25 protein-coding genes and 1 pseudogene are annotated in these 24,928 nt (G+C 62.8%); 16 read left to right on the top strand and 10 right to left on the bottom strand.

Annotated features, from left to right (window positions below; genetic code table 11):
* Positions 1–268 precede the first annotated feature (268 nt).
* A complete protein-coding gene (locus FJ978_RS01310) occupies positions 269–3,421 on the top strand; it encodes a GAF domain-containing protein (RefSeq protein WP_013895475.1) in 3,153 nt (1,050 codons plus the stop codon).
* A 35-nt stretch (positions 3,422–3,456) separates the two neighbouring features.
* Here the strand turns inward: FJ978_RS01310 and FJ978_RS01305 are convergent, their stop codons facing one another.
* Entirely contained in the window at positions 3,457–3,966 is a 510-nt protein-coding gene (locus tag FJ978_RS01305; RefSeq protein WP_013895474.1) for a metallophosphoesterase, read from the bottom strand.
* Between the two features lie 141 nt (positions 3,967–4,107).
* Between FJ978_RS01305 and FJ978_RS01300 the strand changes: the two genes are divergently transcribed.
* The 11 genes from FJ978_RS01300 (at position 4,108) to FJ978_RS01250 (ending at position 14,622) form a co-directional block, all read left to right on the top strand.
* Complete coding sequence (locus FJ978_RS01300; RefSeq protein ID WP_013895473.1) at positions 4,108–5,076, top strand: manganese catalase family protein; 969 nt, start codon at positions 4,108–4,110, stop codon at positions 5,074–5,076.
* 386 nt (positions 5,077–5,462) lie between these two features.
* Positions 5,463–6,167 (top strand): heme-binding protein, encoded by a 705-nt coding sequence (locus FJ978_RS01295; protein ID WP_083833386.1) that lies wholly within the window; start codon positions 5,463–5,465, stop codon positions 6,165–6,167.
* Positions 6,164–8,044, top strand: a complete 1,881-nt coding sequence (locus FJ978_RS01290; protein ID WP_140569547.1) for a methanol/ethanol family PQQ-dependent dehydrogenase — start codon at positions 6,164–6,166, stop codon at positions 8,042–8,044. The genes FJ978_RS01295 and FJ978_RS01290 overlap by 4 nt, the downstream gene beginning before the upstream one ends.
* A complete protein-coding gene (locus FJ978_RS01285; protein WP_013895470.1) occupies positions 8,025–8,894 on the top strand; it encodes a substrate-binding domain-containing protein in 870 nt (289 codons plus the stop codon). Before FJ978_RS01290 ends, FJ978_RS01285 begins: the two co-directional genes overlap by 20 nt.
* Positions 8,891–9,424, top strand: a complete 534-nt coding sequence (locus tag FJ978_RS01280) for a c-type cytochrome (RefSeq protein WP_013895469.1) — start codon at positions 8,891–8,893, stop codon at positions 9,422–9,424. The genes FJ978_RS01285 and FJ978_RS01280 overlap by 4 nt, the downstream gene beginning before the upstream one ends.
* Positions 9,421–10,434 (top strand): cytochrome c oxidase subunit II, encoded by a 1,014-nt coding sequence (gene coxB, locus FJ978_RS01275; protein ID WP_013895468.1) that lies wholly within the window; start codon positions 9,421–9,423, stop codon positions 10,432–10,434. The genes FJ978_RS01280 and coxB overlap by 4 nt, the downstream gene beginning before the upstream one ends.
* A complete protein-coding gene (gene ctaD, locus FJ978_RS01270) occupies positions 10,431–12,407 on the top strand; it encodes a cytochrome c oxidase subunit I (protein ID WP_140569546.1) in 1,977 nt (658 codons plus the stop codon). The genes coxB and ctaD overlap by 4 nt, the downstream gene beginning before the upstream one ends.
* Positions 12,404–13,009, top strand: a complete 606-nt coding sequence (locus tag FJ978_RS01265; protein ID WP_013895466.1) for a cytochrome c oxidase subunit 3 — start codon at positions 12,404–12,406, stop codon at positions 13,007–13,009. Before ctaD ends, FJ978_RS01265 begins: the two co-directional genes overlap by 4 nt.
* Positions 13,009–13,350 carry a hypothetical protein gene (locus FJ978_RS01260; RefSeq protein WP_140569544.1) on the top strand — a complete coding sequence of 114 codons (342 nt, stop codon included), beginning with the start codon at positions 13,009–13,011 and terminating at the stop codon, positions 13,348–13,350. The genes FJ978_RS01265 and FJ978_RS01260 overlap by 1 nt, the downstream gene beginning before the upstream one ends.
* The gene (locus FJ978_RS01255; RefSeq protein ID WP_140569542.1) at positions 13,347–14,225 is read left to right on the top strand and encodes a cytochrome c oxidase assembly protein; all 879 of its coding nucleotides are present in this window, start codon (positions 13,347–13,349) and stop codon (positions 14,223–14,225) included. Before FJ978_RS01260 ends, FJ978_RS01255 begins: the two co-directional genes overlap by 4 nt.
* Positions 14,206–14,622, top strand: coding sequence for a c-type cytochrome (locus FJ978_RS01250; RefSeq protein ID WP_140569541.1), 417 nt, complete (start codon positions 14,206–14,208; stop codon positions 14,620–14,622). Before FJ978_RS01255 ends, FJ978_RS01250 begins: the two co-directional genes overlap by 20 nt.
* Positions 14,623–14,639: 17 nt before the next feature.
* Here the strand turns inward: FJ978_RS01250 and FJ978_RS01245 are convergent, their stop codons facing one another.
* The 8 genes from FJ978_RS01245 to FJ978_RS01210 form a co-directional block, all read right to left on the bottom strand.
* Positions 14,640–15,443, bottom strand: coding sequence for an ABC transporter permease (locus tag FJ978_RS01245; protein WP_013895462.1), 804 nt, complete (start codon positions 15,441–15,443; stop codon positions 14,640–14,642).
* A complete protein-coding gene (locus FJ978_RS01240; RefSeq protein WP_013895461.1) occupies positions 15,440–16,165 on the bottom strand; it encodes an ABC transporter ATP-binding protein in 726 nt (241 codons plus the stop codon). Before FJ978_RS01240 ends, FJ978_RS01245 begins: the two co-directional genes overlap by 4 nt.
* Positions 16,162–17,124, bottom strand: coding sequence for a PQQ-dependent catabolism-associated beta-propeller protein (locus FJ978_RS01235; RefSeq protein WP_140569539.1), 963 nt, complete (start codon positions 17,122–17,124; stop codon positions 16,162–16,164). Before FJ978_RS01235 ends, FJ978_RS01240 begins: the two co-directional genes overlap by 4 nt.
* Positions 17,112–18,287, bottom strand: coding sequence for a branched-chain amino acid ABC transporter substrate-binding protein (locus tag FJ978_RS01230; protein ID WP_013895459.1), 1,176 nt, complete (start codon positions 18,285–18,287; stop codon positions 17,112–17,114). The genes FJ978_RS01235 and FJ978_RS01230 overlap by 13 nt, the downstream gene beginning before the upstream one ends.
* Positions 18,284–18,958 (bottom strand): ATP-binding cassette domain-containing protein, encoded by a 675-nt coding sequence (locus FJ978_RS01225; RefSeq protein WP_049802469.1) that lies wholly within the window; start codon positions 18,956–18,958, stop codon positions 18,284–18,286. Before FJ978_RS01225 ends, FJ978_RS01230 begins: the two co-directional genes overlap by 4 nt.
* Positions 18,958–19,725, bottom strand: a complete 768-nt coding sequence (locus FJ978_RS01220) for an ABC transporter permease subunit (RefSeq protein WP_013895457.1) — start codon at positions 19,723–19,725, stop codon at positions 18,958–18,960. Before FJ978_RS01220 ends, FJ978_RS01225 begins: the two co-directional genes overlap by 1 nt.
* A 10-nt stretch (positions 19,726–19,735) precedes the next feature.
* Entirely contained in the window at positions 19,736–20,770 is a 1,035-nt protein-coding gene (locus FJ978_RS01215; RefSeq protein WP_013895456.1) for an ABC transporter substrate-binding protein, read from the bottom strand.
* 167 nt (positions 20,771–20,937) lie between these two features.
* Positions 20,938–21,270 carry a hypothetical protein gene (locus FJ978_RS01210; RefSeq protein ID WP_140569537.1) on the bottom strand — a complete coding sequence of 111 codons (333 nt, stop codon included), beginning with the start codon at positions 21,268–21,270 and terminating at the stop codon, positions 20,938–20,940.
* 137 nt (positions 21,271–21,407) lie between these two features.
* Here FJ978_RS01210 and FJ978_RS01205 point away from each other — a divergent pair, with 137 nt between their 5' ends.
* From FJ978_RS01205 to FJ978_RS01190, 4 genes are all read left to right on the top strand, one after another.
* Positions 21,408–22,340, top strand: coding sequence for an NAD(P)/FAD-dependent oxidoreductase (locus tag FJ978_RS01205; RefSeq protein WP_013895454.1), 933 nt, complete (start codon positions 21,408–21,410; stop codon positions 22,338–22,340).
* Positions 22,341–22,512: 172 nt separating this feature from the next.
* A complete protein-coding gene (locus FJ978_RS01200) occupies positions 22,513–23,799 on the top strand; it encodes an SDR family oxidoreductase (protein WP_140569535.1) in 1,287 nt (428 codons plus the stop codon).
* Positions 23,799–24,281 carry a DUF2269 domain-containing protein gene (locus tag FJ978_RS01195; protein WP_140569534.1) on the top strand — a complete coding sequence of 161 codons (483 nt, stop codon included), beginning with the start codon at positions 23,799–23,801 and terminating at the stop codon, positions 24,279–24,281. Before FJ978_RS01200 ends, FJ978_RS01195 begins: the two co-directional genes overlap by 1 nt.
* Before the next feature lie 114 nt (positions 24,282–24,395).
* A complete protein-coding gene (locus FJ978_RS01190) occupies positions 24,396–24,722 on the top strand; it encodes a low affinity iron permease family protein (RefSeq protein ID WP_140569884.1) in 327 nt (108 codons plus the stop codon).
* A gap of 103 nt (positions 24,723–24,825) precedes the next feature.
* Here FJ978_RS01190 and FJ978_RS33475 read toward each other — a convergent pair.
* Positions 24,826–24,906, bottom strand: a pseudogene (locus FJ978_RS33475) (methyltransferase); the annotation flags it as partial.
* Between the last annotated feature and the right edge of the window lie 22 nt (positions 24,907–24,928).

Here is a 24,928-nt window from a genome sequence, read left to right as displayed (position 1 = left end):
CTCCAAACGCGCGAGAGTGCGATCGTCGCTCCCAGGCAGCGGAGCTCGTCACATGTCCGCTGGTCCGACGTTTATGCGACGCGGCGCACCACGTGTCATTAAACTATGATGTACCCAAATAAGGATTCATGAGGGAAGACCGTCATCGGCAGAGCCGATGTGGCCAGTGTCGGGCTCGCAGCCGTCACGTCGGTCAGAACGTGCCGTCCTTTAAGGGAACTCTTGGCCGTCGACCGCATTATTCAGTCCGGGCAAAAACGGGGGCGAGATGGGGGACACTTCACGCGGTCGTCAGTCTGAACTGCAGCGCTTCGAGCTTTTGGCAGCGCTGGGCGACCGGATTCGCGAGATTACGGATCCTGCAGAACTGGCCTACGCAGCCGCGGAACTGCTGGGGCACCATTTTGGCATCAGCCGAGCCGGATACGGCACGATCGATCTTGAGAATGAAACCATCACCATCGACAGGGATTGGAACGCACCCGGCATCAAAAGCCTGGCCGGGACGCTGAATTTCAGGAACTACGGTTCGTACATCGACGATTTGAAGCGCGGCGAAACCGTCGTCTTTGAGAACGCCGAGACAGACCCGCGAACCAGCGGCCATGCGGATGCCCTCAAAGCCATCAGCGCTCAATCCGTCATCAACATGCCCGTTACCGAGCATGGCGGGTTGGTGGCGCTGCTATACCTGAACCACTCCGCGCCCAGACGTTGGGCGACCGAGGAGATCGCCCTCATCTCGGAGGTGGCGGACCGGACGCGTACCGCGATAGAGAGGCTTCGCGCCGAGAACGCCCTGCGCGAGAACGCCGAGCGTCTCGCCTTTCTGGACCGCCTCGGCAGGGAGATTGCCCTCGCGGCCGATGCCGACGCCGTCATGCGGATCACCACTCGTCTCCTCGGTGAACACCTGGGCGTCTCGATTTGCGCCTACGCCGACATGGAGCAGGACCAGGACCATTTCACTATTCGCGGCGACTGGAGCGCACCCGGCTCGCCAAGCATCAGGGGGTATTACAGTCTTGCCGATTTCGGTCGCCTGGCAGTCACCAATCTCCGCGCCAATCGGCCGCTTATCATCAACAACAACCTTGCGGAAATTGCTCCCGAGGAGGCCAAGACCTTTCAGGATATCGGCATAACGGCAACCATCTGCATGCCTCTGGTCAAACAGGGCCGGCTGACCGCCCTGATGGCCATCCATGACAAGCAGCCTCGCGTCTGGTCGCAACGCGAACTGTCCTTGCTGACCGAGGTGACGGAGAGGTCCTGGGCTCACATCGAACGCGTTCGCTCGGAACAGGCGGCCCGGGCGAGCGAGGAGCGGCTGAGGCTTGCCACCGACGCGGCCGCTATCGGCACCTGGGACTACGATCCCGTAACCAGGGTGCTGCGCTGGGACGATCGCTGCAAAGCCCTTTTTGGGCTGCCGCCGGACGCGGAGGTGACATATGAAAGCGCATTCTTGGCGGGCCTCCATCCAGAGGATCGAGCACGGGCCGACGAGGCCGTACGCCAGGCGCTCGCGCCAGGCACCTCTTCGCGCTACGACATCGAATACCGGACCATTGGCCTGCGGGACGGCAAGGAGCGCTGGATTGCCGCAACGGGGGAATCGATTTTCCAGTCCGGCCGCGCGGTTCGCTTCATCGGCACCGTCGTGGATGTCACCGAGCGAAAACGGGTGGAGCATCAGCTCCAGTTGATGAACGCCACCGCTGCCGCCGTGGCGGCCGAGCTTGACGTGGAGCGGATCGTCCAGACAGTCACCGATGCCGGCGTAGAACTGTCGGGCGCACAATTCGGAGCCTTCTTCTACAATGTGATCGACGACAAGGGCGACAGCTATATGCTCTACGCCCTGTCCGGGGCACCTCGTTCCGCATTCGAAAATTTCCCCATGCCGCGCAACACCGCGGTTTTCGAGCCCACATTCCGCGGGACAAGCGTCGTGCGCTCCGACGATATACTCGCCGATCCGCGTTACGGAAAGAACTGGCCCCGCAAGGGAATGCCGGAGGGCCATCTGCCGGTGCGTTCCTATCTTGCCGTACCGGTCGTCTCGCGTTCGGGCGAGGTGCTGGGCGGCCTCTTCTTTGGTCATTCAGAGACCGGCGTCTTCGCCGAACAGCAAGAGACGGCGTTGCTGGGGCTTGCGGGCCATGCCGCGACGGCAATCGACAACTCCCGACTGTTCAAGGCGCTGCAGACACTCAACGGCACGCTCGAACAGCGTGTCATAGACGAAGTTGCCGAACGCACCAGAGCAGAAGAGCACCTGCGCCAGGCCCAGAAGATGGAAGCTGTCGGACAGCTCACCGGTGGTATCGCGCACGACTTCAACAACATGCTGGCTGTCATCATCGGCGGCCTCAATCTTGTGCAGCGCAAGCTCAGAAACGGCGACACCAACGTCCACCAATTCGTGACCGGCGCGATAGATGGAGCACAGCGCGCGGCGGAACTTACCAAGCGGCTGCTTGCCTTTTCCCGCCAGCAGCCGCTGGCGCCGAAGCGGCTGAATCCAAATCGCCTTGTCTCCGGCATGAGCGAATTGCTGAACCGGACGCTTGGCGAGACCATCCAGATCGAGACCGTGCTCGCCGCGGGACTATGGCATGTGGAGGCCGACGCAGGGCAATTGGAAAGCGCGCTGCTCAACCTTTGCGTCAACGCACGGGATGCCATGCCTAGCGGTGGAAAGCTGACGATCGAGACATCCAACACCCACATCGACGATCGCTATGGCAGGGAGAACGCTATTCCCTCCGGCCAGTACGTAATGATAGCCGTTACGGATACCGGAACCGGCATGACTGCTGACGTTTTGGCCAGAGCCTTCGATCCGTTCTTCACCACCAAAGGGGTCGGCAAAGGCACCGGGCTGGGGCTGAGCCAAGTCTATGGGTTTGTTCGTCAGTCGGGCGGCAGCGTGAAGATCTATTCCGAGCAGGGTATCGGAACCACTTTGAAAATTTACTTGCCGCGTTCGCACGGCGGAGTGCTCGACAGCCAAACCGAGGCCGTGGCGGGCGAGCACCCCGGCAGTGCGGACGAGATCATCATGGTCGTCGAGGATGAAGATCGCGTCCGGCTGATGGCCGCGGAAGCGCTGCGGGAACTGGGCTATTCCGTGTTGGAAATGCAAGGGCCAAGGGAGGCGCTGGCGGCTGTTCAAAACGGGCAAGTGCCTTCGCTTCTGTTCACTGACGTGGTCATGCCAGAGATGTCGGGCCGCGAACTGGTCGACCAGGTCAAACAAGCGCACCCCTCGCTAAAAGTGCTCTACACCACCGGCTACACGCGCAACGCAATTGTCCACAACGGTACGCTCGATTTTGGAACGGAGCTTTTGACCAAGCCCTACACGATCGACGAATTGGCCGAGAAGATCCGCAAGGTGCTGGATCGAAAGTGAACGGGCAACGGCCAGCCTCGCTCACCGATCTCTCTTCATTTCAGCCGCGAGACCGAGCCGCGCTTGCCGCGCAAGATGGGCAATGGAACGGGCCGGAAGTCCCAGCTGTCGACACCGACATCATATTGGCGTGTCAGCGGCTTCAATTTGCCGTGCGAATGTCCGTGCAGGTTTATCGACTTCTTGCCCATCCGGTTCCACGTCCGGAACGGATAGTGGCACAACACGATGAGCTGGTCCTCGTGCATGAACTCCCTATAGTGCTGGACGCTGTTCCACCCGCCCGCAGCCGTTGTTTCGGAAGCATCATTGTTGCCGACGATGAGGTTCTTGCGGCCGTTTAGGCGGGCCAGCAGTGCTTCGACGCTCGACTTGCCGAGGCGCGCGAAATCGCCAAGGTGCCAGATTTCATCCTCGGGGCCGACAGTCTCGTTCCACCGCGCAATCAGCGCCTCGTCGTGCTCGGCCAGCGACCCGAACGGCCGGCGATCGATCCGGAGGATGCGTGGATCGTTGAAATGCGTATCGCTCGTAAAAAAGACCATTGCCTTCACGCGCTTATGGGGAGGGCCGACGACACCATCGGCTGGGATCGGTCATCGAAACAGAAAACGGGCCAGGAGTCAGCCGCTGAGGGAACAATCGTCTTGCGGGGATGTTCGGACGTTCTAACCGGAGAAATGTCCATGTTCATGCATAACAAGCGCCTGCAATACACCGTTCGCGTCTCGGAGCCCAATCCCCGCCTGGCCTGCATGATCATGGAGCAGTTCGGGGGCGCCGATGGCGAGCTTGCCGCGGCGATGCGTTATTTCACGCAGGGGCTTGGCGAAGACGATCTTGGCCGTCGCGACATGTTGCTGGATATCGCGACCGAAGAACTCAGCCACCTCGAAGTGGTGGGATCGATCGTCACCATGCTGAACAAGGGGCTCAAGGCACAACTTGCCGAGGGCCAAATGAAAGAAGCGGACCTTTACCTGATGATCGGCGCCAGCGGTACAACGGCCAAGGAATCGATTCTGTTCGGCGGCGCTCCCGCGCTTTGCGACTCAGCCGGCGTTCCCTGGACCGCCGCCTATGTCGACTCGCGCGGCGAGCCTACGGTGGACCTGCGATCCAATATCGCCGCCGAAGCGCGCGCCAAAATCGTTTACGAACGCCTCATCAACATCACCGACGACCCGGGCATCAAGGACGCGCTCGGCTTCCTGATGACGCGCGAGATTGCTCACCAGAAGTCGTTTGAGAAAGCACTCTATGCGATCGAAAACAATTTCCCGTCAGGCAAGCTCCCGGGCGTCGAAAAGTTCGCCAGCATGTACGTCAACACCTCTCAGGGCGACGGCGACGTCAATGGCCCATGGAATTCGGGCGAAGAGTGGGATCGGATCGATGATCTCGAACAGGTGATGCCCGTCGATGGCGGAGACGGCCTAGCGACCGTCAAGTTGGGCGCCAAAGACATGAAGGTGGTGGCCAAGATGGCCGAGCGTACTCTTTCCGATCCCGCTTCCGATCCGACTACAGGCGCTGACCTGGGTGCCGGTCCGGGAGCCGGTCGTACCAAGAACGTGGATTTCGGAGGCGCGGCCGACATCGAGGAAGCTCCGGCCGCGGCAGAGCGCGCCGCCAAACGCTCACGTAAGGGTTAGTTGAGAGCCGAACGTCGTTGCGGGAGCAGCGACGTTCGGCGACAAGCCTGGAACAGGTCGGTGGTGAACGCCCTCGCAAGGCAACAGCCTTGTCGCGGAGAGGCGAGTGCCTCCGCGGTCCCCGTTTTCGCGTTTCAGGTGCTCGCCGCAGGCGCCGTGAACGGCTAGCGTTCCAATCCAGCTGCACGAATTTTTCCAACGCAGGAACATAGAAGCATTCTGCGAGTTACGCACCGACCGCGTTGAACTCACCCTCCTGTTTCGGGTTTGCAGGGTGCTCTTTTGGTGTCGAACGAATGCGCAGGACGATGTGTGGCCGTCAGCTTTTGGTGCCTGTCTTTGGTCTGCTGTTGCTGATGGCTGACCTGTTCCACGCCGACAAGGCCATGGCGCAGCAGCCCTGCCCGGCCGATCACGACAAGCTGCTTACAACCCTCAAGGCCAATGTGAAGGCAAGCGGCGGACCGGCCAATGGCGGCTTTGACACCAATGAATGGGCGGCGATCATTGCCCGCGACGGCACTGTCTGCGCGGTTGCGTTCAGTGGACCTGCCGTCGATTCGCAATGGCCGGGCAGCCGGCTGATCGCAGCGGAGAAAGCCAACACGGCCAACGGCCTCAGCCTGGCTCAGATGGCGCTGTCGACGGCCAATCTCTACGCGGGAGTGCAGCCGGGCGGGCCGCTGTTTGGCTTGCAGGCGACCAATCCCGTCAACCAGGCCGCGGCTTATGCGGGCGATCCCAAAACCTTCGGAAGCGCGAGCGATCCGCTGGTCGGCAAGCCGATCGGAGGCGTCGTGGTGTTTGGCGGCGGGCTTGCCCTTTACGACGGCAAGGGCATCGTGGGCGGCCTCGGCGTTTCCGGGGACTCCTCATGCGCCGATCACAATGTCGCCTGGCGCATCCGGGCCGCGCTCGGCCTCGACAAGGTTCCCGCAGGCGTCAACCCCAATCGCAAGGACGCCATTGTCTACGATCTCGACCCCGGCGGCAAAAGCGCTTCCGGCTGGGGCCATCCGCTTTGTGCCGGCACCGAGGCCGACATTGCAGCGGAACTCGGTGCCGGCGTGGGAGGCTCGATCCATAAATGAAAGGCATGCCGCAGCTGGGACCAACGCGCGTTGACGCAGGACGACACACCCGCACGTTGGCCACCCGGAATTCCCTCGGCACGGGCATCTTTCTAGTAACGTTGCTCACCTGGCTCCCGCTCCAGGGCGCTGTCTCGGAGCCCTCTAAGACAGAAGCGATTGCACCGCCCGCCGCAGCCTCGCCACCCGATGACGGTCAATGGGCGATGCCGGCCAAGAACTATGCGTCGACGCGCTTCAGCGAACTCTCCGAGATCAACGAAGGCAACGTGAAGAACCTGCAGGTTGCGTTCACGTTCTCGACCGGCGTGAACAAGGGGCAGGAAGCAGCGCCCCTGGTCGTCGGCAACACCATGTACATCGTCACGCCATTCCCCAACTTCGTCTATGCGCTCGATCTCTCCAAGCCCGGCGCGCCGATGAAGTGGAAGTACGAGCCCAATCCCGAGCCGGCGGCACAGGGGGTGGCCTGCTGCGACGTCGTCAATCGAGGGGCGGCCTTCGCCGACGGGCGCATTTTCTTCAATACGCTGGACGGCCACACCATTGCCCTCGATGCGAACACCGGAAAGCCGATCTGGAACACGCATATCGGCAACATCAACATCGGCGAGACCATCACCATGGCGCCGCTTGTGGTGAAGGGCAAAGTGCTGGTCGGCAATTCCGGCGGCGAGATGGGCGTGCGCGGCTGGGTCAAGGCGCTCGATGTGGGAGACGGGCATGTCGTCTGGACGGCATACGGCACCGGCCCCGACAAGGACGTGCTGATAGGGCCGGACTTCAAGCCGCATTACGACGCGGACAAAGGCAAGGACCTTGGCGTAACCACTTGGCCGCCGGAAGCCTGGAAGATCGGCGGCGGCAACATGTGGGGCTGGATTTCCTATGATCCCGATCTGAACCTGATCTTCCACGGCACTGGCAATCCAGGACCATGGAATCCGGATTTGCGGCCGGGCGACAACAAATGGACGTCCGGCATTTTTGCGCGCGATCCCGACACCGGGGCGGCGAAATGGTTTTATCAGTGGAGCCCGCATGACCTCCACGACTATGACGGCATCAACGAACAGATCCTGCTCGACATGACCTGGCAGGGCAAGCCGCGCAAGGTGCTGGTCCGGCCGGAGCGCAACGGCTATCTCTACATCCTCGACCGGACCACCGGCGAGGTCCTGTCGGCAAAGCCGTTCGGCCCCGTCAACTCCAGCAAAGGTGTCGATCTCAAGACGGGCCGGCTGATCGAAAACCCGGACAAGAAGACCGGCACCGGCAAGGTCGTTCGCGATATCTGTCCGACGGCATCGGGTCTCAAGGACTGGCAGCCGTCCGCGTTCTCGCCGAAGACCGGCCTGCTCTACATCCCGCACAACAATCTGTGCATGGATGAAGAAGGCGTCGAGGTGAATTACATCGCCGGCACGCCCTATGTGGGAATGAACGTCCGCATGATCCCCGGCCCCGGCGGCAATCGCGGCGCCTTCACCGCCTGGGACATAGCCGCGGAGAAACCCGCCTGGAGCTTGAAGGAGAATTTCCCGGTGTGGAGCGGCGCGGTGGTGACCGCGGGCGATGTGGTCTTCTACGGCACGATGGAGGGCTGGTTCAAGGCGGTCAGCGCTAGGACCGGAGAGCTGCTTTGGCAGTTCAAAACATCGTCGGGCATCATCGGCCAGCCGATCACGTATCGCGGACCCGACGGGCATCAATATGTCGCCATCCTCTCCGGCGTCGGCGGCTGGGCCGGCGCCATCGTCTCCGGCGACCTCGACCCACGTGACGCCACTGCCGCGCTTGGCTTCGTCAACGCCATGAAGGATCTGAAGAACGCGACCACGGCGGGAGGCACGCTCTATGTGTTCCGGCTCCCTTGATGTGTTCGAGACAGCCGTGAGGCTGGGACGCTGGGCCCTCGTGCTGCTTGCGATCGGCATCGGCACGCTGGCCCCGATGCTTGCGGCGACAGCGGCCGATGCACGCGAGCTCAGGGTATGCGCCGATCCCAACAACATGCCCTTCTCCAATGCGGATGGTCAGGGCTTCGAGAACAAAATCGCGCAAATCGTGGCGGGCGAGCTCGGGGCAAAGCTGTCCTACACCTGGTGGGCCCAGCGGCGCGGCTTCGTGCGCAACACCCTGAAGGCCGGATTGTGCGATCTTGTTCCCGGCACCCCGGCTAATCTCCAAATGCTGCGCACCACCACGCCATATTATAGGTCGTCCTACGTTTTCGTCACGCGCCAGGACGGTCCGGACATCGGATCCTTCAACGATGCGCGCCTGCGCGAATTGCGGATCGGCGTTCAGCTCATCGGCGACGACGGCGCCAACTCGCCGCCGGTCCAGGCGCTTGGCCGCCGCGGCATCGTCGGACATCTCGTCGGCTATCCTGTCTATGGCGATTATTCCGCGCCCAATCCTCCGGCGCGCATCGTCGAAGCGGTGGCCGCGGGTCAGATCGATCTCGCCGTCGTATGGGGACCGCTTGCCGGCTATTTCGCCGCTAGGCAGAAGGTGCCGCTCCGCGTCACGCCGGTCGTGCCTCTCATAGACGGGCCACTGTTGCCGATGGTCTACGACATCTCCATGGGGGTACGCCGCGAGGACGATGCGTTGCGCGGCGAAGTGAATGCCGCGCTCGCCAAGCACAGGGCCGAGATCAACGCCGTGCTGGCCCAGTACGGCGTTCCCCGTCTCGACGCTTCCGGGAGTACGGTACGATGATGCGCGCGGTTGCCGTGCTGGTTTCGGCAACGATGATCCTGGCCGCCTGCCAACGCGAGGAGCGTGACACGCGCCCGCAATCGGCGCTCGGATCCGGCGAACAGCCGACGCCTGTGACCACGCTGGAGCCGGGCGGCCAGCGACCCTCCCCCACCGACAACAAGGCGGCGAGCTTCGCAGCCAACGCCTTCCACATGAGCGAGGGCAAGCGTCTGTTCAGCTGGTTCAACTGTTCGGGGTGCCACGCCAATGGCGGCGGCGGCATGGGGCCGGCGCTGATGGACCAGAAGTGGATCTATGGCAGCTCGATGGAAAGCATCCATGCCACGATCCGCGACGGCCGGCCGAACGGCATGCCGAGCTTTCGCGACAAGATCCCCGACGACCAGATCTGGGAGCTTGCGGCTTATGTACACTCGCTGAGCGGCAACGCGCCGTCTTCCGCCGCGCCGCAACGCAATGACGACATGATGGTGCATCCTTCCGAAAACCGCATGCCGGACGCGGCCACGCTGGGGAAGTCGCCGTGAACCGCCTCATCTCGATGGCGTTCGCCACCGCCGGCACTCTGTTGCTCCAGGGATGCGCGGGCTGGCAATCGGCCCTCGACCCGAAAGGTCCCGCCGCGAGCGAGTTGGCGTGGCTGATCTGGTTCTTCACCGGCCTCTGCGCGGTGGTGTGGGTGCTGGTGATGATCGCCCTCGCCGCGCCGCTGATGATGCGGTCGCGCGCGCAGGCGGAACCGCTCGCGATCGACGCCGGCGCCGACAGCCGGAAGTTGCGCGTGGTCCTGACCGCCGTGGGATTGACCGCCATGATCCTGATCGGGCTGACGCTGCTGAGCTTCTTCGCCAACAGGACGCTCGCCGCGATCGGCTCGGACGCCGCGCTGACCATTCGGGTCACGGGCCATCAATGGTGGTGGGAGGTACGCTATGAGGATGCCACGCCGAGCCGCATCCTGACCACGGCGAACGAGATCCATATCCCTGCAGGCGAGCCGGTGCGGCTTCTTCTGACCTCGACCGACGTCATCCATTCCTTCTGGATTCCGAGCCTTTCCGGCAAGCTCGACCTCATTCCCGGCCACGTCAACGTGCTCGACATCAAAGCCGACAAGCCCGGCGTCTACCGGGGCCAATGCGCCGAGTTCTGCGGCGCGCAGCACGCAAACATGGGCACCTTCATCATCGCCGAGCCGCGTGCAAAGTTCGACGCCTGGTGGAACGACCAGTTGCAGCCGGCCGCTGCTCCGACCGGGGACGAGGCCAAAGCCGGCGAAGATCTGTTTCTGCGGCGCCCCTGCGTGATGTGTCACAGGATAGGCGGCACGGCCGCGGGAGGAACCGTCGCCCCCGATCTCACTCATATAGCCAGTCGGCAGACGCTCGCCGCCGGAACATTGACGATGAGCCGCGGCAATCTCGCCGCCTGGATAGCCGACCCGCAAGGCATCAAGCCCGGGTCGCACATGCCGGTGGTCGATCTTAGCGGCGACGAGCTCAACGCCATCGTCGCCTATCTCGAGGGTCTGAAATGAGCAGCGCTGACCTCACAAGCCAGCGCGACCTGCCGCCGGAGCGCGAAACATCCGCCAAGGGCGATGTCGCACCCGAGCATGACGGACCGCGCGACACCGGCATGGACGATGCCAGCCTGCATCGCTGGCTGGCGCGGACATGGCGCACGCCGCCCGGCATCATCGGCGCGCTGTCGAGCGTCGATCACAAAGTCATCGCCCGGCGCTATCTGATCACCGCCTTCGTATTTCTGTGCCTGGGCGGGCTCAATGCGGTGGCCATGCGCATCCAGCTCTCAGGTCCACAGCGCGGTCTGATCGGACCGGACCTGTATAACCAGCTGTTCACCATGCACGGCGTTACCATGATGTTTCTGTTCGCGGTGCCCATCGTGCAGGCGACTGGAATTTATCTCGTGCCGCTGATGGTCGGCACCCGCAACATCGCGTTCCCTCGCCTGAACGCCTTCAGCTATTGGATCTACGTTTCGGGTGGCGTTTTCGCCTGGGTGTCTTTCGCGCTCAACATGGCGCCCGATGTCGGCTGGTTTGCTTACGTGCCGCTGTCCGGCCCCGAATTCGCACCGGGCAAGCGGGCTGACGTCTGGGCGCAGATGATCACCTATACGGAAGTGTCGTCCCTGGCCGTCGCGGTGGCGACCATCGTTACGGTGTTCAAGCAGCGGGCGCCCGGTATGTCGCTGGACAAGATCCCGCTCTATGTCTGGGCGATGCTGGTCACTTCCTTCGTCGTCGTTTTCGCGATGCCGGCGGTGATGATCACCTCCACCTTCCTGATCCTGGACCGGCTGGTCGGCACCCATATCTTCAACCCCGCGGAAGGTGGGGACGCTCTGCTGTTCCAACATCTCTTCTGGTTCTTTGGCCACCCGGAAGTCTACATCATCTTCCTGCCGGCTACCGGCATGGTGTCTTCGATCATCCCCGCCTTCGCCAGGCGGCCGACCTTCGGCCACCTCGGGCTTGTCCTGTCGCTGATCGCGGTCGGCTTCCTCTCGTTCGGGCTTTGGGTCCATCACATGTTCGCCACCGGCTTGCCGAAGCTTGGCGCCAGCTTCTTCACCGCATCCAGCATGATGATCGCCATTCCGAACGGTGTGCAGATCTTCTGCTGGCTCGCGACTTTATGGGACGGCAGACCCGTGGTTCGGACCCCATTGCTGTTCGTCTTCGGCTTCTTCTTTATCTTCGTCATCGGCGGCCTGACCGGAGTCATGCTCGCCTCGGTGCCGTTGGATCTCCAGGTCCACGATACCTACTTCGTCGTCGCGCATTTCCACTACGTGCTGATCGGCGGCTCGGTGTTCCCGCTGATTGGCGCGGCTTATTTCTGGTTCCCGAAGATCAGCGGCCGCATGATGAGCGAGCGCCTCGGACGCTGGCATTTCTGGCTGGCCTTCATCGGCTTTAACGCGACGTTTTTCCCGATGCATCTCGTCGGGCTGTGGGGCATGCCACGAAGGGTCTACACCTATCCGGCCGAGCTTGGCTGGGGAAACATCAATCTTTTCATCTCGGCCGGGGCGGTGCTCTTCTTCTTGAGCTTCGTCCTGTTCACTTTCAACCTCGCGTATAGCGCGCTGAAAGGCGCCCCGGCCGGAAACAATCCCTGGGGTGCCGGAACGTTGGAATGGGCAACGTCTTCGCCACCGCCGAGCTACAATTTTGCGCGCATTCCGATTGTCACGCATGTCGAGCCGCTCTGGGCCGAGCGCGAAGCGCTGCCCGTGGCGACCGGGTTGCGGGTCGATGCGCGCGAACTCCTCATCTCGACCGTTGCGGAGGCCCATCCAGACATTCGCGAGAAATCGGCGACACCGTCGATCTGGCCGCTGCTGGCGGCGCTCTCCGTCGGCGGCACGTTTGTCTACTCGATCTTCACGCCATGGGCGGTTGTCTGGGGCGCCGCTCCGATCGCCATCACCTTGATCGGATGGTTTTGGCCCAAGGGCGATCCGGAGGACGAGGAATGAGCCAGCGTCCTGAGCTAGATCTTTCCGGCCTGCCGACTTTTGGACATGGCCCGCGCAGCCCGACTTGGTGGGGTACGCTTGGTTTCATGGCGCTGGAGGGCACGGGCTTTGCGCTGGCCGCAGGCGCCTACCTCTATCTGACGACGGTGTGGCCCAACTGGCGTCTAAGCGCTCCGCAGCCTAACCATTGGCCGGGGACGATCGTGACCCTGCTTCTCATCGTCAGCCTAGTGCCGAACCACATCCTCAACCGGTACGCCAAGCAATGCGCGATCGGGCCGGTGCGGATCGGCATGGTGGTGATGTCGCTGCTCGGCTTGGCTCCGCTTGTCGTGCGCTGGTTCGAGTTTCCGGCGCTGAACATCTATTGGGACACCAATGCTTATGGATCCATGCTCTGGGTGCTGCTCGGGCTGCACACCACGCATCTCATAACCGATATCGGCGACACGATCGTTTTGACGGTGCTGATGTTCACACGCCACGGCTATAGCGGCCGGCGCTTCGGCGATGTCGGCGACAATGTCTTCTATTGGGATTTCGTGGTCCTGACCTGGATCCCGATCTATCTGCTCATCTACTGGATGCCGAGGCTGGGCTGATGCGCGCGTTGCGAATGGGAACGTCCTGGGGCGGTCTTCTGTCAGGGCCGATGGCTTGGGCAATCTCCACGCAGCTGAACTACGCAATCGTGCCGTGGCAGTGCAACCGTCAGGTCGAGGTGGTACTTCCCTCGGCACTGGTGCTCGTCGTGCTTTCGCTGCTCGGCGGCGCCTTGTCATGGCGGGCGGAGCGGCAGGGCGGCGCCGCCTTCAAGCCGGAGCGCACGCGCAGCACCGAGCAATTCGTCGCCAATCTCGGCATGTTGTCGGCTCTGCTGTTTGCACTTGTCATCGTCATGCAAGGCAGCGCCGCGCTTATCCTGGACGAGTGCCTGCGATGAACCTCGACGCGCTGTTCTCAACCTCGATCTGCTATGGTGCCGGCGCCCCGGAAGCCGGATGGACGCTCGCGCTGCCCATTACGCTGCCGCTTGCCATACTCGGTCTCGTCTATGTCGTGGGTGCGAGCCGGCTCTGGCGGCGCAGCGGCCGCGGTAGGACATTGCGGTTGCGCCAGGCGCTGCTGTTCACGGCCGGATGGGGCGTGTTGACAGCCGCATTGGTCAGCCCCATTCACGCTCTCGGCGAGCAGGTGTTTGCCGCGCATATGATTGAGCATGAACTGCTGATGGCCGTGGCGGCGCCGCTGTTGGTCGCGGCCTGCCCGGCCGCGGCCTTGATGTGGGGCCTCCCCACCCGCTTCCGCCACGTTCTGGGAATTGCCGGGCACGCCGGATGGTTGCAGGCGGTCTGGGCTTTCGCAACCCGGCCGCTCAGCGCGACCATCATTCACGGCATCGCCATATGGATCTGGCATATTCCGGCGCTGTTCGTGGCCGCGCTGGAGCGCGGCGTGCTGCACTATGCCCAGCATGCGAGCTTCCTTGGAACCGGCCTGCTGTTCTGGTGGGTGATCTTGCCGCGCTCCGGCCGCCAACAGAGCCATGGCGGCGCGGTCATGCATCTTTTCGTCACCTCGCTGCACACCGGCCTGCTCGGCGTCCTCCTGCTGCTCTCGCCACGGCTCTGGTACCCGGAGAATGCCGTGGGGGCGGCGCTGTGGAATTTGAGCCCCCTCGAGGACCAGCAGCTTGCCGGGCTGGTGATGTGGGTGCCGGCCGGATTGATCTATGGCGGGGCGGCATTGCTGCTGGCCGGGCTGTGGATCAGGGCGAGCGGAAGGAGGGAGGCGGCGCATGCGCTCGGGCCTGTCTAAACTGCTTGCCGCCGCCAGCGCCACGCTGCTGCTGCTCATCGCCGTTGTGGTCGGGCTGACCTGGTGGTCCGATCGGGCCGCGCGCATCCGGCACGAGGCGCAGGCCGCCACGGGCGGTGACGTTGCGCGCGCTCTGCCGATCATGACCGCGAATGGCTGCTCCGGCTGTCACACGATTACGGGCGTGCCGGGCGCGCAAGGGCAAGTCGGCCCTCGCCTCGACGCAAGCCTTGCCGACCGTGTCATTATCGGCGGCGTCATGGCCAACAATCCGGAGAACCTGGTGCGCTGGATACGATCGGCCAGGGAGATCAATCCGCACACGGCCATGCCATCGACAGGGATCACGGAGCAGCAGGCGCGCGATATCGCAGCCTACCTCTATGCCTTGAAGTGATTGGAGCAGTTTATCGTTCAGCTTCCGGGGCGCCGCGACCACAGGCCGCGACCGGGGTCATAACCGACCACGGCAGCGAGGAAGAACGCGAGCAGACAGATGAATACGACGAAGGCTGAAGCGGCATCGAACCGCAGATACAGCGCAAAGCGGATCAACTCGACCGCCGAGCTGAACGGGTTCCACGCGGCGATCGTTGCCAGGACCGGCCCCGCCTCGGCGAGACGCCACAGCGGATAGAGCGCCGTCGAAGCAAAGAACATCGGGAAGATGACGAAATTCATCACGCCGGCGAAGTTCTCCATTTGCGTCGAGACCGACGATACGAGCAATCCGAAGGCGCCAAGCATCAGGCCCGACAGCAAGAGCGCCGGAAACGCCGCGACATAGCCGAGAGCCGGCGGCCGGACGTCCCAATAGCGCGCGATAACTAGGAATAGATAGACCAGAGGCATGACGACAATGACGCTGGCCAGCAGCCGCGCGGCAAGCAGGTACCAGCGTGGCAACGGCGCCGTCAGCAACAGGCGCATGCTGCCCATCTCGCGGTCGTAGACCATGGCCAGCGAGCTCGCCATGGCGTGGAAGAGCAGCATCATGGCCGCCAGCCCGGGCACCACATACACTTCGTAGAGCACATAGGTCTGGTAGGGCGGCGTGATCGACAGGCCGAGAACGGAGCGGAAGCCGGCGGCAAAGATCGCCAGCCAGACAAGCGGCCTTACCATCGCTGAGAGCAATCGGCCGCGTTGCCGCAGCGTGCGTAGCATCTCCCTGCGCAGGATACCGTTCAGCGCCCGCACGGCGTGAGACGTTTTCATTCGGCCCCCGTCAGCAACGCGAAGGCTTCCGCCGTGCTGGCGACACCGAGATCGGCAGCGAGGCGATCGGCGCGGCCGGCCCAGCGTACTGTTCCTCGATGCAGCACCACCACATCGTCATCGGCCGTTAGTTCCTCCAGAAAATGCGTTGCCCACAGAACAGCAATGCCGCGCTCACGGCAAAGCTCCCTTACGTGCCGCTCGAGCGCGCGGCGGCCCGGCACGTCGAGCCCGGTGGTCGGCTCGTCCAGCAGCAAAAGGCGTGGGTCATGCATCAGAGCGCGTGCGATCTCGACACGGCGACGCTGCCCCCCGGAAAGCGCGCGGACAGGATCGTCGATCCTGTCGGCCACTTCGAGCCGGCTGAGCTCCTCAATGGACCGCTCTTTGCTCAACGCCTTGGAGAGCCCATGCAGGGCAGCATGGTAGCGCAGGTTCTCGCCGGCCGTCAGGTCGAGGTCAAGCGTCAGCTGTTGGAAGACAACACCCATTTGAGCAAGAGCGGTTGACGGGCTCGCCTTCATCGCATGGCCAAGGACAAGGACTGACCCGGCGCGGGCGTGATAGAGCCCGGTGACAAGCGAGAACAATGTCGTCTTGCCGGCGCCGTTGCGTCCAAGCAGAATGCACATCCCGCCCTCCGGCACCGAAAACGACACCTCGTCCAGAACCCGCCGGCTTCCGAAACTGTGGCTGAGATGCTCGACCGACAAGACGTTCATGGGCCGATCACCACGCCCCATGGACCGCGGCCTACCGGCAGCGATTTCACCACCTCCTGGTTCTCGATATCGATAAAGGAGATGTCGCCGGAATTGCCGTTGGCGCTGACCAGACGCTTCTGGTCGGCGGAGAGCGCAACGTGCCAGGGCCGTAGGCCAACAAGGTAGAGCCGACGGACCGTCAGCGTTTTCACATCGACTTCAGCCACCCTGTTGGCTGGTCCAAGCGCCACGTAGGCGGTCGCGCCGTCGCGCGAAATGGCCAAGCCGACCGCCTGCACGCCCTCGGGTCGGATACCCGGCACCGCGAACTCGATCTTGCCGGTTTGCGCGCGCGTTGCCGTGTCGAAGACGGTGACGGTGCCCCGTATCTCCGACGAGACCCACAATTGCTTACCATCCGGCGAGAATGAAGCCGCTCGCGGTCGGGTGTCGACGAGCAGATTGTCGACCAGTTCGAGCGTGCCTGCGTCGATCAGATGGACCATGCTGGTGGTCTCCGACGTGCAGGCGACATAGCGGCCATCGGCGCTGGCCGCCATGCCTTCCGGTTCGACGCCCACATCGACCGTGCCGATGACCTTGGCGGCGGCAATGTCCACTACCGACACCAGATTGTCGTTCTCGTTGGCCACGAACAGCCGCTTGCCGTCCGGATGGACCACGAAGAATTCCGGATCGGCTCCCGAGGGCAACTGCCCGACCATCCGGCGCGTCGCGACGTCGACCACGTCGATGCGGTTGTCGTCACCTTCCGCGACGAACAGCGCCTTGTTGTCGACCGAAAGCGCCAGTCCACGCGGACGTCGGCCGACGTCGATCGTCGCCAGCATGGTCATTGTCGCACCATCGACGACCGCGACAGTATTGTCCTGCTCGTTGGACACGTAGATGGTCTCGGCGGCGGCGGGAGCAGGAAGTGCGAACGACGCCAGCAACAGCGCCATCAGAACTTGCATAGGCTCTCCTCCAGGTCGATGCCTAGGGTATCGAGCGGCGTGCGCTGATGCAGGAAGCCCGGTTGCGGCGAGCTGGAAATCAGCAGGCGCGGCCCGGCGATCAAGATGGGCTGGCGCATCTGTCCATCCCAGGCACGGAAACTGAGCCCCTGCCCCTTGAAGCCGGCGAGAAGAAACGTGTCGCCGCGCATGTATCTCCCGATTGCCGCGGGATCGAGACTGTGCAGACGCGTCGCTGCCTCGCCGAGGCTGCGTACCGCGAGCCAGGCGGCGTAGTCGCTGGGCAGCATCCACCGCCCCGCCTGCCTGCGGAACCGATCCTGCAGTTGAGTTGCGCCCCACTCCTCGCTCACGGGGCTCCAGCCGGTCGCGACCAGCCCTTGCGTGCCGGCGATGATCCTCGGCAGGGCGGTGCGGCCCTCGAGGTAGGCGCCGAATTCATCCGCCTCGTCGGCGGCCACGAGCACATCATAGTCGCTGACCTGCGTGACCGCGGGTATTTCGGTTTGCAACGTGACGTGCCCGGTATCGGCGCGTCCGTTGGCGGGCCTGAACGTCCACGGCTGGTCGATCGTGATCTCGGCTCCGAAGCGAGCCGCCGCCCTTCGAAAAGCCGCCGCCATGGCCTGATCCTGCGGGTGCGGCCCCACAAGCAGGAACCAATGCTGCCACCGCTTCCAGACGAGATATTGCGCCAACCCGTCGGCGAGCATGGCGCGGCTCGGAATCGTGTGCAGCACGTTCCTGCGGCAATCCTGCTGGCGCAGCACGTCGTCCGGCGCTCGGCTGTTGAGCAACGTCATCCGCTCGGCTCCGGGCGCGGCACTGGCCTGCAGAAGCTGACCGGCATCGAGATCGGCAATGACAAAGACGATGCCGGCATTGGCGAATTGCCTTACCGCGTCGGCCGGAGGTTCAGTGGGCGCCAGGATCCTTTCCTCCAACCGAAATTTCTGCCCAAGAAACCGGCCGGTGCTGTCGTCGTCGGCAATACCGAGCCTTGCGCCTTGCAGGCCATCATCGGCGACGGTTTCGTCAAGGGGTCCCAAGGGCAGAGCCGGTTTGCGCTGCTGGCCGATATAGCCGATTAGCATCGTCTGTTCCTCGGCGGCGCCAGGGCCGGCGATCAACAGAAGACAGAGAAGGGCCAGCACCAGTCTCATTGTACCGGACTTCCCAGCCTAAAGCGCGACGATCCGGCTTCATCGCGACGTGAGATTGCCACATCGCGCACGATGCGCGCCGGCGATCCTTCCAGAACGATGACCCGGTCGCCCAGCGACGAGGCGTATGCAAGATCGTGGGTGACCAGCAGCGTGGTGGGGCGCCGCTTGGCGAAACTATCCTGCAGCAGGCGGCGCATGGCTTGCGCCGTCGCCTCGTCGAGTGATGCGAACGGCTCGTCGAGGAGCAGGAGCGCGGGCTCGACGGCGAGCGCCCGGGCGAGCGCTACGCGCCGCGCCATGCCGCCCGAGAGACGTTGCGGAAAATCCTGCTCATGACCTTTCAAGCCGACAGCGGCGAGCCACCGGGCGGCATCGGGCGCGTGGCCCGGGACGGCGAGTTCGACATTGCGCAAGGCGGTGAGCCACGGCAGCAGCCTCGGCGTCTGGAAAAGCATGCCTACTGGAAGCGCGCGGCCGCTCACGCTGCCGGAGAATTCGCCGTCGACCCCCGAAACGATCGACAGCAGCGTCGACTTGCCGACACCGGACGGGCCGGTCAGGACGCAGACCTGCCCGTCGGCTATATCGAGCGACAGCGGACAAAAGATCGTCCGGCGTTGGCCGTCGTCACCCGGGAAAGTCTTCTCCTCGATTCTGATCCTGAGCATCAGCGTCGCCATGCGAGCAGACGGCGTTCCAACGGCACAAGCAGCCCATACTCTATGGCAAGCATCACGACGCCGAAACTGATGGCATAGGCAAGGATGTGGGTGACGTCGAAGTTCTGGAAATAGACCTGCAGCTGGAACCCGACGCCGTTGGAGCGGCCGAGCAGTTCGGCGAGCAGCACGATCTTCCACGTCAGTGCCAGCCCGTTGCGCAGGGTGACCAGGAAGAAAGGCGCCAGTTGCGGCAGCACGACATACCGCAGCATCGCAGCGCGGCCGAAACGATAGAGCTCGGCCATTTCGGCAAAGTCCTTGTCTAGCCGGCCGGCGCCTTCACGGATAGTCACCACAACATTGGGGATCTTGTTGAGCGCGACGGCCAGGACAAGCGCCGTGTCGGCAAGGCCCAGCCAGATATATATCAGGATGACGGTGATCAGCGCCGGCATGTTGAGGAGTAACACGATCCAAGGCCTCATCCAGACGTCGGCCCTGCGCGAGCGGCCTGCCGCATAGCCAAGGACCGCTCCGATCAGGATTGCCGCCCCAAGGCTTGCGGCGACGCGGGCGAGCGAGATGCCGAGATGGTACAGCAGCTCGCCCCGAACCGCTTCGTGCAAGAGAACCGACACAACCTGGACCGGACCGGGAAACAGCCTATTGGCGGCAATCGATGCCGCGATCTGCCATGTAAGCACCATGGCAAGCAATGCCGCAGCGGACTGCCAACGCTGAATGTTGGTGGTAATGGCTGAGACCTCGGTCATGATCGCCAGCTCAAGCCAGTATGGGCCAGAAAACACCGGGATCCAAGCTCGTTGCCTTGCCGACCAGATCCTCGCCGCCCAATTCAGCCAGAATTGCAAACAACCGCGCCGCGCCATCACGTTCGTCTTTGCCGAAGCGACGAGGGATTCCGGCCCGATAAGCGTCGCGTAGCGCCGCCTGGAGGTGAAGATCGTCAGTGCCCAATTGCGGCGCAAGCATCCGCCATTCGTCGTCCGAGGACGCGAGCAGCGACTTCGCCGCCACAGTGGCGTTCGTGAATCGCGCGAGGGCGATCGGGTTGGCTCGGGCCCAGCTTTCATGGAAGACGTAGCCGAGCATCGGCAGTTCCCTGGATACGCCAAGCCCCTGCAGCACTTGCGCGACGCTGAGCAGAGGCCTTGCTCCCCCCGATTCGAGACGGGCGGCGAAATTCCAGAATGTCAGCAGGCCATCCAGTCGCCGCGCCAGGAATTCCTGCTCCAACAAAGGCGGCGCGCCGAACACCGGATACACCTCTTCAGCAAGATCGCGCTTCACCTGACGGAGGCCGAGCGCGCGCAACAGAATCCAGCTTTTGTCCAGCGGCCCACCCGCGATCCCCAGCCTTTTGCCCTTGAGGTCCGCAAGAGTTCGGATGGGCGAACCTTGTGGCAGTTCCAATGCGCCGACGGCACGAGAATAGGGATAGAAGACCAGATCGGCGCCTTCGCTCCGCTGGCGCATAACCCACACCCAATCCGAAACGATAACGTCGACACTGCCCGCCAACAATGCGGTCTTGCCCGCTTCGGCTCCAGCAAGCCGCTGCGCCTCGATTGATACTCCGAATGCAGTGTCCAACGCGTGCCGCCGCATGACGTCGACTTCCCAAGCAGCGGTGCCATATCCCAGCACGCCAAACCGCACGCGCGGCTGTGGCCGTGCCTCGGCTTCCGAGGAAACAGCCAGCAGCCAGCAACCGATACCTGCAAGAGCCGTCCGCCGCGAGATGTGGCCCTGTTCGTGCCGGGTGAGCCATTCGCCTGGGAGGTTCGCAGTTAACACGGAGCAGCACCGGTGTGAAGGAACTCAGCTAACGTCTTGGCGGCAGGAATGTTCCTCTACGGTGCATGGAACTAACTCGGAATTGACCTGGCGCCCATTACGAGACGGGCCTCGCTATGCCACCTCCCGCGGGATTGGTCAGGCGAACGGAAGGCGGTTGTTAGGGCCTACGGCCCCCTCTTGGGATCATCGACCTCCAGCGCGTCCATCACAGGCGCCAGATCGTCCCCTTCGGATCTCAGGCTCTGCACCGCGGCGTTCTTTATCGTTTGCTCGAAAGCATCCTCGATGTTTCCGAGTTCGTCCTCCCTTACGTCGTGCCCGTAACCAGCCACCTCGGCATCCTGTTCGAATTGCTGGGCGAGCACCGTGACGCTGACTTCCTCTCTGCCAGGAAGGGTGCCGACGTTCTCCTGTAACCAATTTTCAAAAGATTCTCTGGTCGCGCCCATCTCAGACCCTTTCGCCAGATTAAGCACGGCGGTGATCCGAAGTTCCATGACGGCTTCACTTTCCTGGTGGCGCTGTATTCACGGGATGGCAGCTACGACGTTTATGCCTCGGTTCAAGGCTCGCTCTTGTTGGGTGTCCATTCGACACCACGTGGAACAAGGTTGTTTCGCGTGGGTTGGGCGCTATGCCATGTTCTTCCGGCTCACAAATTTTTGACGTTGCTATCGTCGGCGGCGGCCCAGCAGGGCTCGCCGCAGCCACGTATTTGGCCAGGTTTCTGCGTTCGGTGATCTCATTCGACGCGGGGGATGCGCGTGCCAAGCTCATTCCAAAATGCCATAACTGTCCCGGCTTCCCCGACGGCATCAACGGGGAAGAACTGCTCGGCCGCCTACGAGCCCAAGCACGTCTATACGGGGCGAGTGTCGCCGACGGTTACGTAGCTCACGCCGAAAAACGCGAGGGATATTTTCTTCTGACGACGGCCTGCGGGATGGTCCAAGCAAGGCGCGTAATTCTGGCAACGGGCATTGTGGACAAGGCACCTTCGATTAAAGGACTGCAGCAGGCGATCGCGGATGGCATTGTCAGACTATGCCCGGTTTGCGATGCGTATGAGGCCAGGGGCAGCCGCATCGGCGTCGTTGGCCCGGAGCATCTCGCCGTCAGGGAGGCTCTGTTCCTGAAGGAATATGGCAGTCGAGTTGCCTTGCTCGCCAACCACCCGGATGATGTTTCCGAGGCTGCCCGCGACGTCGCATTGGCAGGCGGAGTAGAAATCTGGGACGCTGTCGATGACCTGATCCCTCGACGAACCGGGTTCGATGTCGTCATGGCCGAGGGCGCCCCGCTGCGCAACATTGATGTGGTGTACCCCTCCATGGGCTGCGACGTACGCTCCGAACTCGCGGTTGCGCTCGGGGCTATCCGTGACGAAGAGGGCTATGTCCTGGTCAATCGGCACCTTGAGACTTCAACGCCAGGGCTCTATGCCATCGGTGACGTGGCGGAGGGGCTCAATCAAATTGCCGTTTCGTTCGGACATGCCGCCACGGCTGCAACTCACATTCACAACGACCTGCGCGATTGCGCCAAGCCGGCGCCGAAATGTCGATGAAGTAGACCTGCAGATGCGAACGCACTCTACCGCCGGCCACTCTTCGCTGCATTGTCGCCTGGAGCTTGTTCCACCGGTGTGACACTGCTGGCTTCGGCCTTGATCAGGTTCTCTCCGGCGCGGTGGCCGGGTCTATGAAGGCGCACGCGCCGGCGAACGGCGGGAGGAAGGAATGAAAGTTCTCGTCACCGGCGCGTCGGGTCTGATTGGGGACGCGCTTTGCGCGCGCCTGACAGGTGAGGAACATGAGGTAGTTCGCGTGCTTCACCGCCCAGGTACTGGCGTCCACCCGGATATCCCAACAATTTCTCTGGATATGGCGCGGGCCTTGCGACCTGAGGATTGGACGCCCTATCTGGCCGGTGTGGACGCCGTCGTAAACTGTGCCGGCGTTCTGCAGGATAGTGCCCGGGAAAACACCCGGCATGTCCATTCGACCGGCGCCTCGGCTCTCTTCATCGCGTGTGAGCAGGCAGATGTGAACAAGGTTATCCACTTTTCCGCCATCGGGGTCGATCGCCAGCAGCCGTCCGCCTTTTCCATCAGCAAGCTCGCCGGCGATGAAGCATTGATGGCGCGCAGTCTTGACTGGGTGATCCTGCGCCCATCGGTAGTTCTGGGAAGGCCGGCTTTCGGCGCCAGTGCGCTTTTTCGCGGCCTCGCGGCTTTGCCGCTCTTGCCTGTGATGCCCGACACGGGCCGGCTCCAGGTCGTTCAGCTCGATGACGTGATCTCCACCGTTCTCTTTTTCCTCGAACCCGGCAGTCCATCGCGCCTCACACTTGATCTGGCTGGGCCCGAGGCGCTTTCGATGAGAGAGGTCGTGGGTTGCTATCGCCGCTGGTTCGGATGGAGCAGTGCTCAAGAGTTCATCTTGCCCAATTGGACCGCAGCTACCTTGTACAGGTTGGGGGATGCCGCGGCTCAGCTAGGCTGGCGCCCGCCGATGCGCACCAATGCTGCAAAAGAGATCACGCGTGGCGCTGTCGGCGATCCCCAGCCGTGGATGAGGGTGACCGCCATTCAGCCATCTAGTCTTACAGCCGCGCTACGTCTAAATCCTGCGACGGTGCAGGAGCGATGGTTCGCCGGTCTTTACTTTGTGAAGCCGGCGCTGTTTGTCGTTTTGCCGCTCTTCTGGATTTTGACCGGTATCATTTCCCTCACCGTCGGCTGGCGCAGCGGAGTTGACTTGCTGATTGGCACTGCTGCCGGCGCCTTGGCCGAACCGGCGGTCGTCGCCGGCGCGCTGGCTGACATGGTCGTGGGGGCGTTTATCGCTTGGCGTCCAACCAGCCGGCTTGGTCTTTTCGGCGCTATCGCGGTAACGCTTTTCTATGCGATCGCTGGGAGCATTCTGCGGCCGGATCTTTGGTACGAGCCACTCGGGCCGCTGTTGAAAATCTTCCCGATCCTCGTTTTGCATTTTGCAGCGCTGGCCATTCTGGAGGAACGCTGATGATGTACTTTGTGCTCAAATACCTGCACGTCATCGGTGCGGCTGTGCTGCTCGGGACTGGCGCCGGCATCGCGTTTTTCATGCTTATGGCACACCGGACCGGAAACGCCGCGACGATCGCCGCGGTCGCCCGTATTGTCGTCCTGGCTGATTTCCTGTTCACGGCTACGGCGGTTGTCGCACAACCTCTGACCGGACTAGGCCTTGCTTGGCTTGCGGGGTATTCACTGTCCGAAGGCTGGATCGTCCTCTCGATCCTGCTTTACATCGCAACCGGCGTGTTCTGGCTGCCTGTCGTGTGGATGCAGATCGAGATGCGAAATCTGGCGACACAGGCCGCCCTATCCAACCAGGCCCCGCCCGAGCGCTACAATCAACTGTTCAGACGCTGGTTTGTCTTCGGCTTCCCGGCTTTCGGCGCGGTCCTCGCCATTTTCTGGCTGATGATTGCGCACCCGGCAATCGCATGGCCAGCGTTGTAGCTAGGCACGATCGGCAACCATCATACTGTCAACTAGCCTGTCGCGCCTGGCAGGCTCATGGCGGCGCAATGTACTGCGCTCGGGAACAAGGCTCGCCGCCGCAAGTTCTTTGGGATGACCAACCATCCCGTCACCCGCGTGCTTACCTCAATCGGCACATTGACCTCTCGTCCCGCGGCATTCCTGATCTTGTTGGTCTATGCGGTGCTTTGGATGATCTTCGAGCGACAGAGCCTGGACTGGCATGGAGCGGCCACCTTGTTCACCTGGGCCATGACGCTGTTCATTCAGCGAGCAGAGCACCGCGATACCCAGGCCATCCATGCCAAACTGGACGAGATCCTGCGATCAGATCACAATGCTTCCAACATCACGCGCATCGACGATGAAGAGCCCGAGGAAATCGAAAAACACCGCCATCGCAAACAGGAGGGCGATTGATGAGCGGCGCTCCGGTTTGCGGCAGGGCTTCAATCGAGGATTTCCGAGATAAGGCCGAACTCAATGGCCTCTGCCGCCGTCAGGTAGCAGTTCGTCTTCGCCCCTTCGCGAGCAACTCTGTTTCCTGACGCGGCACGAGAACGCCCGGAGCCAGTTCGAGCATCACGCTTATGAAACGATGCAGACGGGGCGTAGAACGGCCGGCT

Origin of the sequence: Mesorhizobium sp. B1-1-7 (assembly GCF_006442705.1) — a bacterium.
GTDB classification, from domain to species: Bacteria; Pseudomonadota; Alphaproteobacteria; order Rhizobiales; family Rhizobiaceae; genus Mesorhizobium; species Mesorhizobium opportunistum.
Note: the sequence above shows the minus strand (reverse complement) of the source record. Positions and strands in the feature narration are given on the sequence as shown.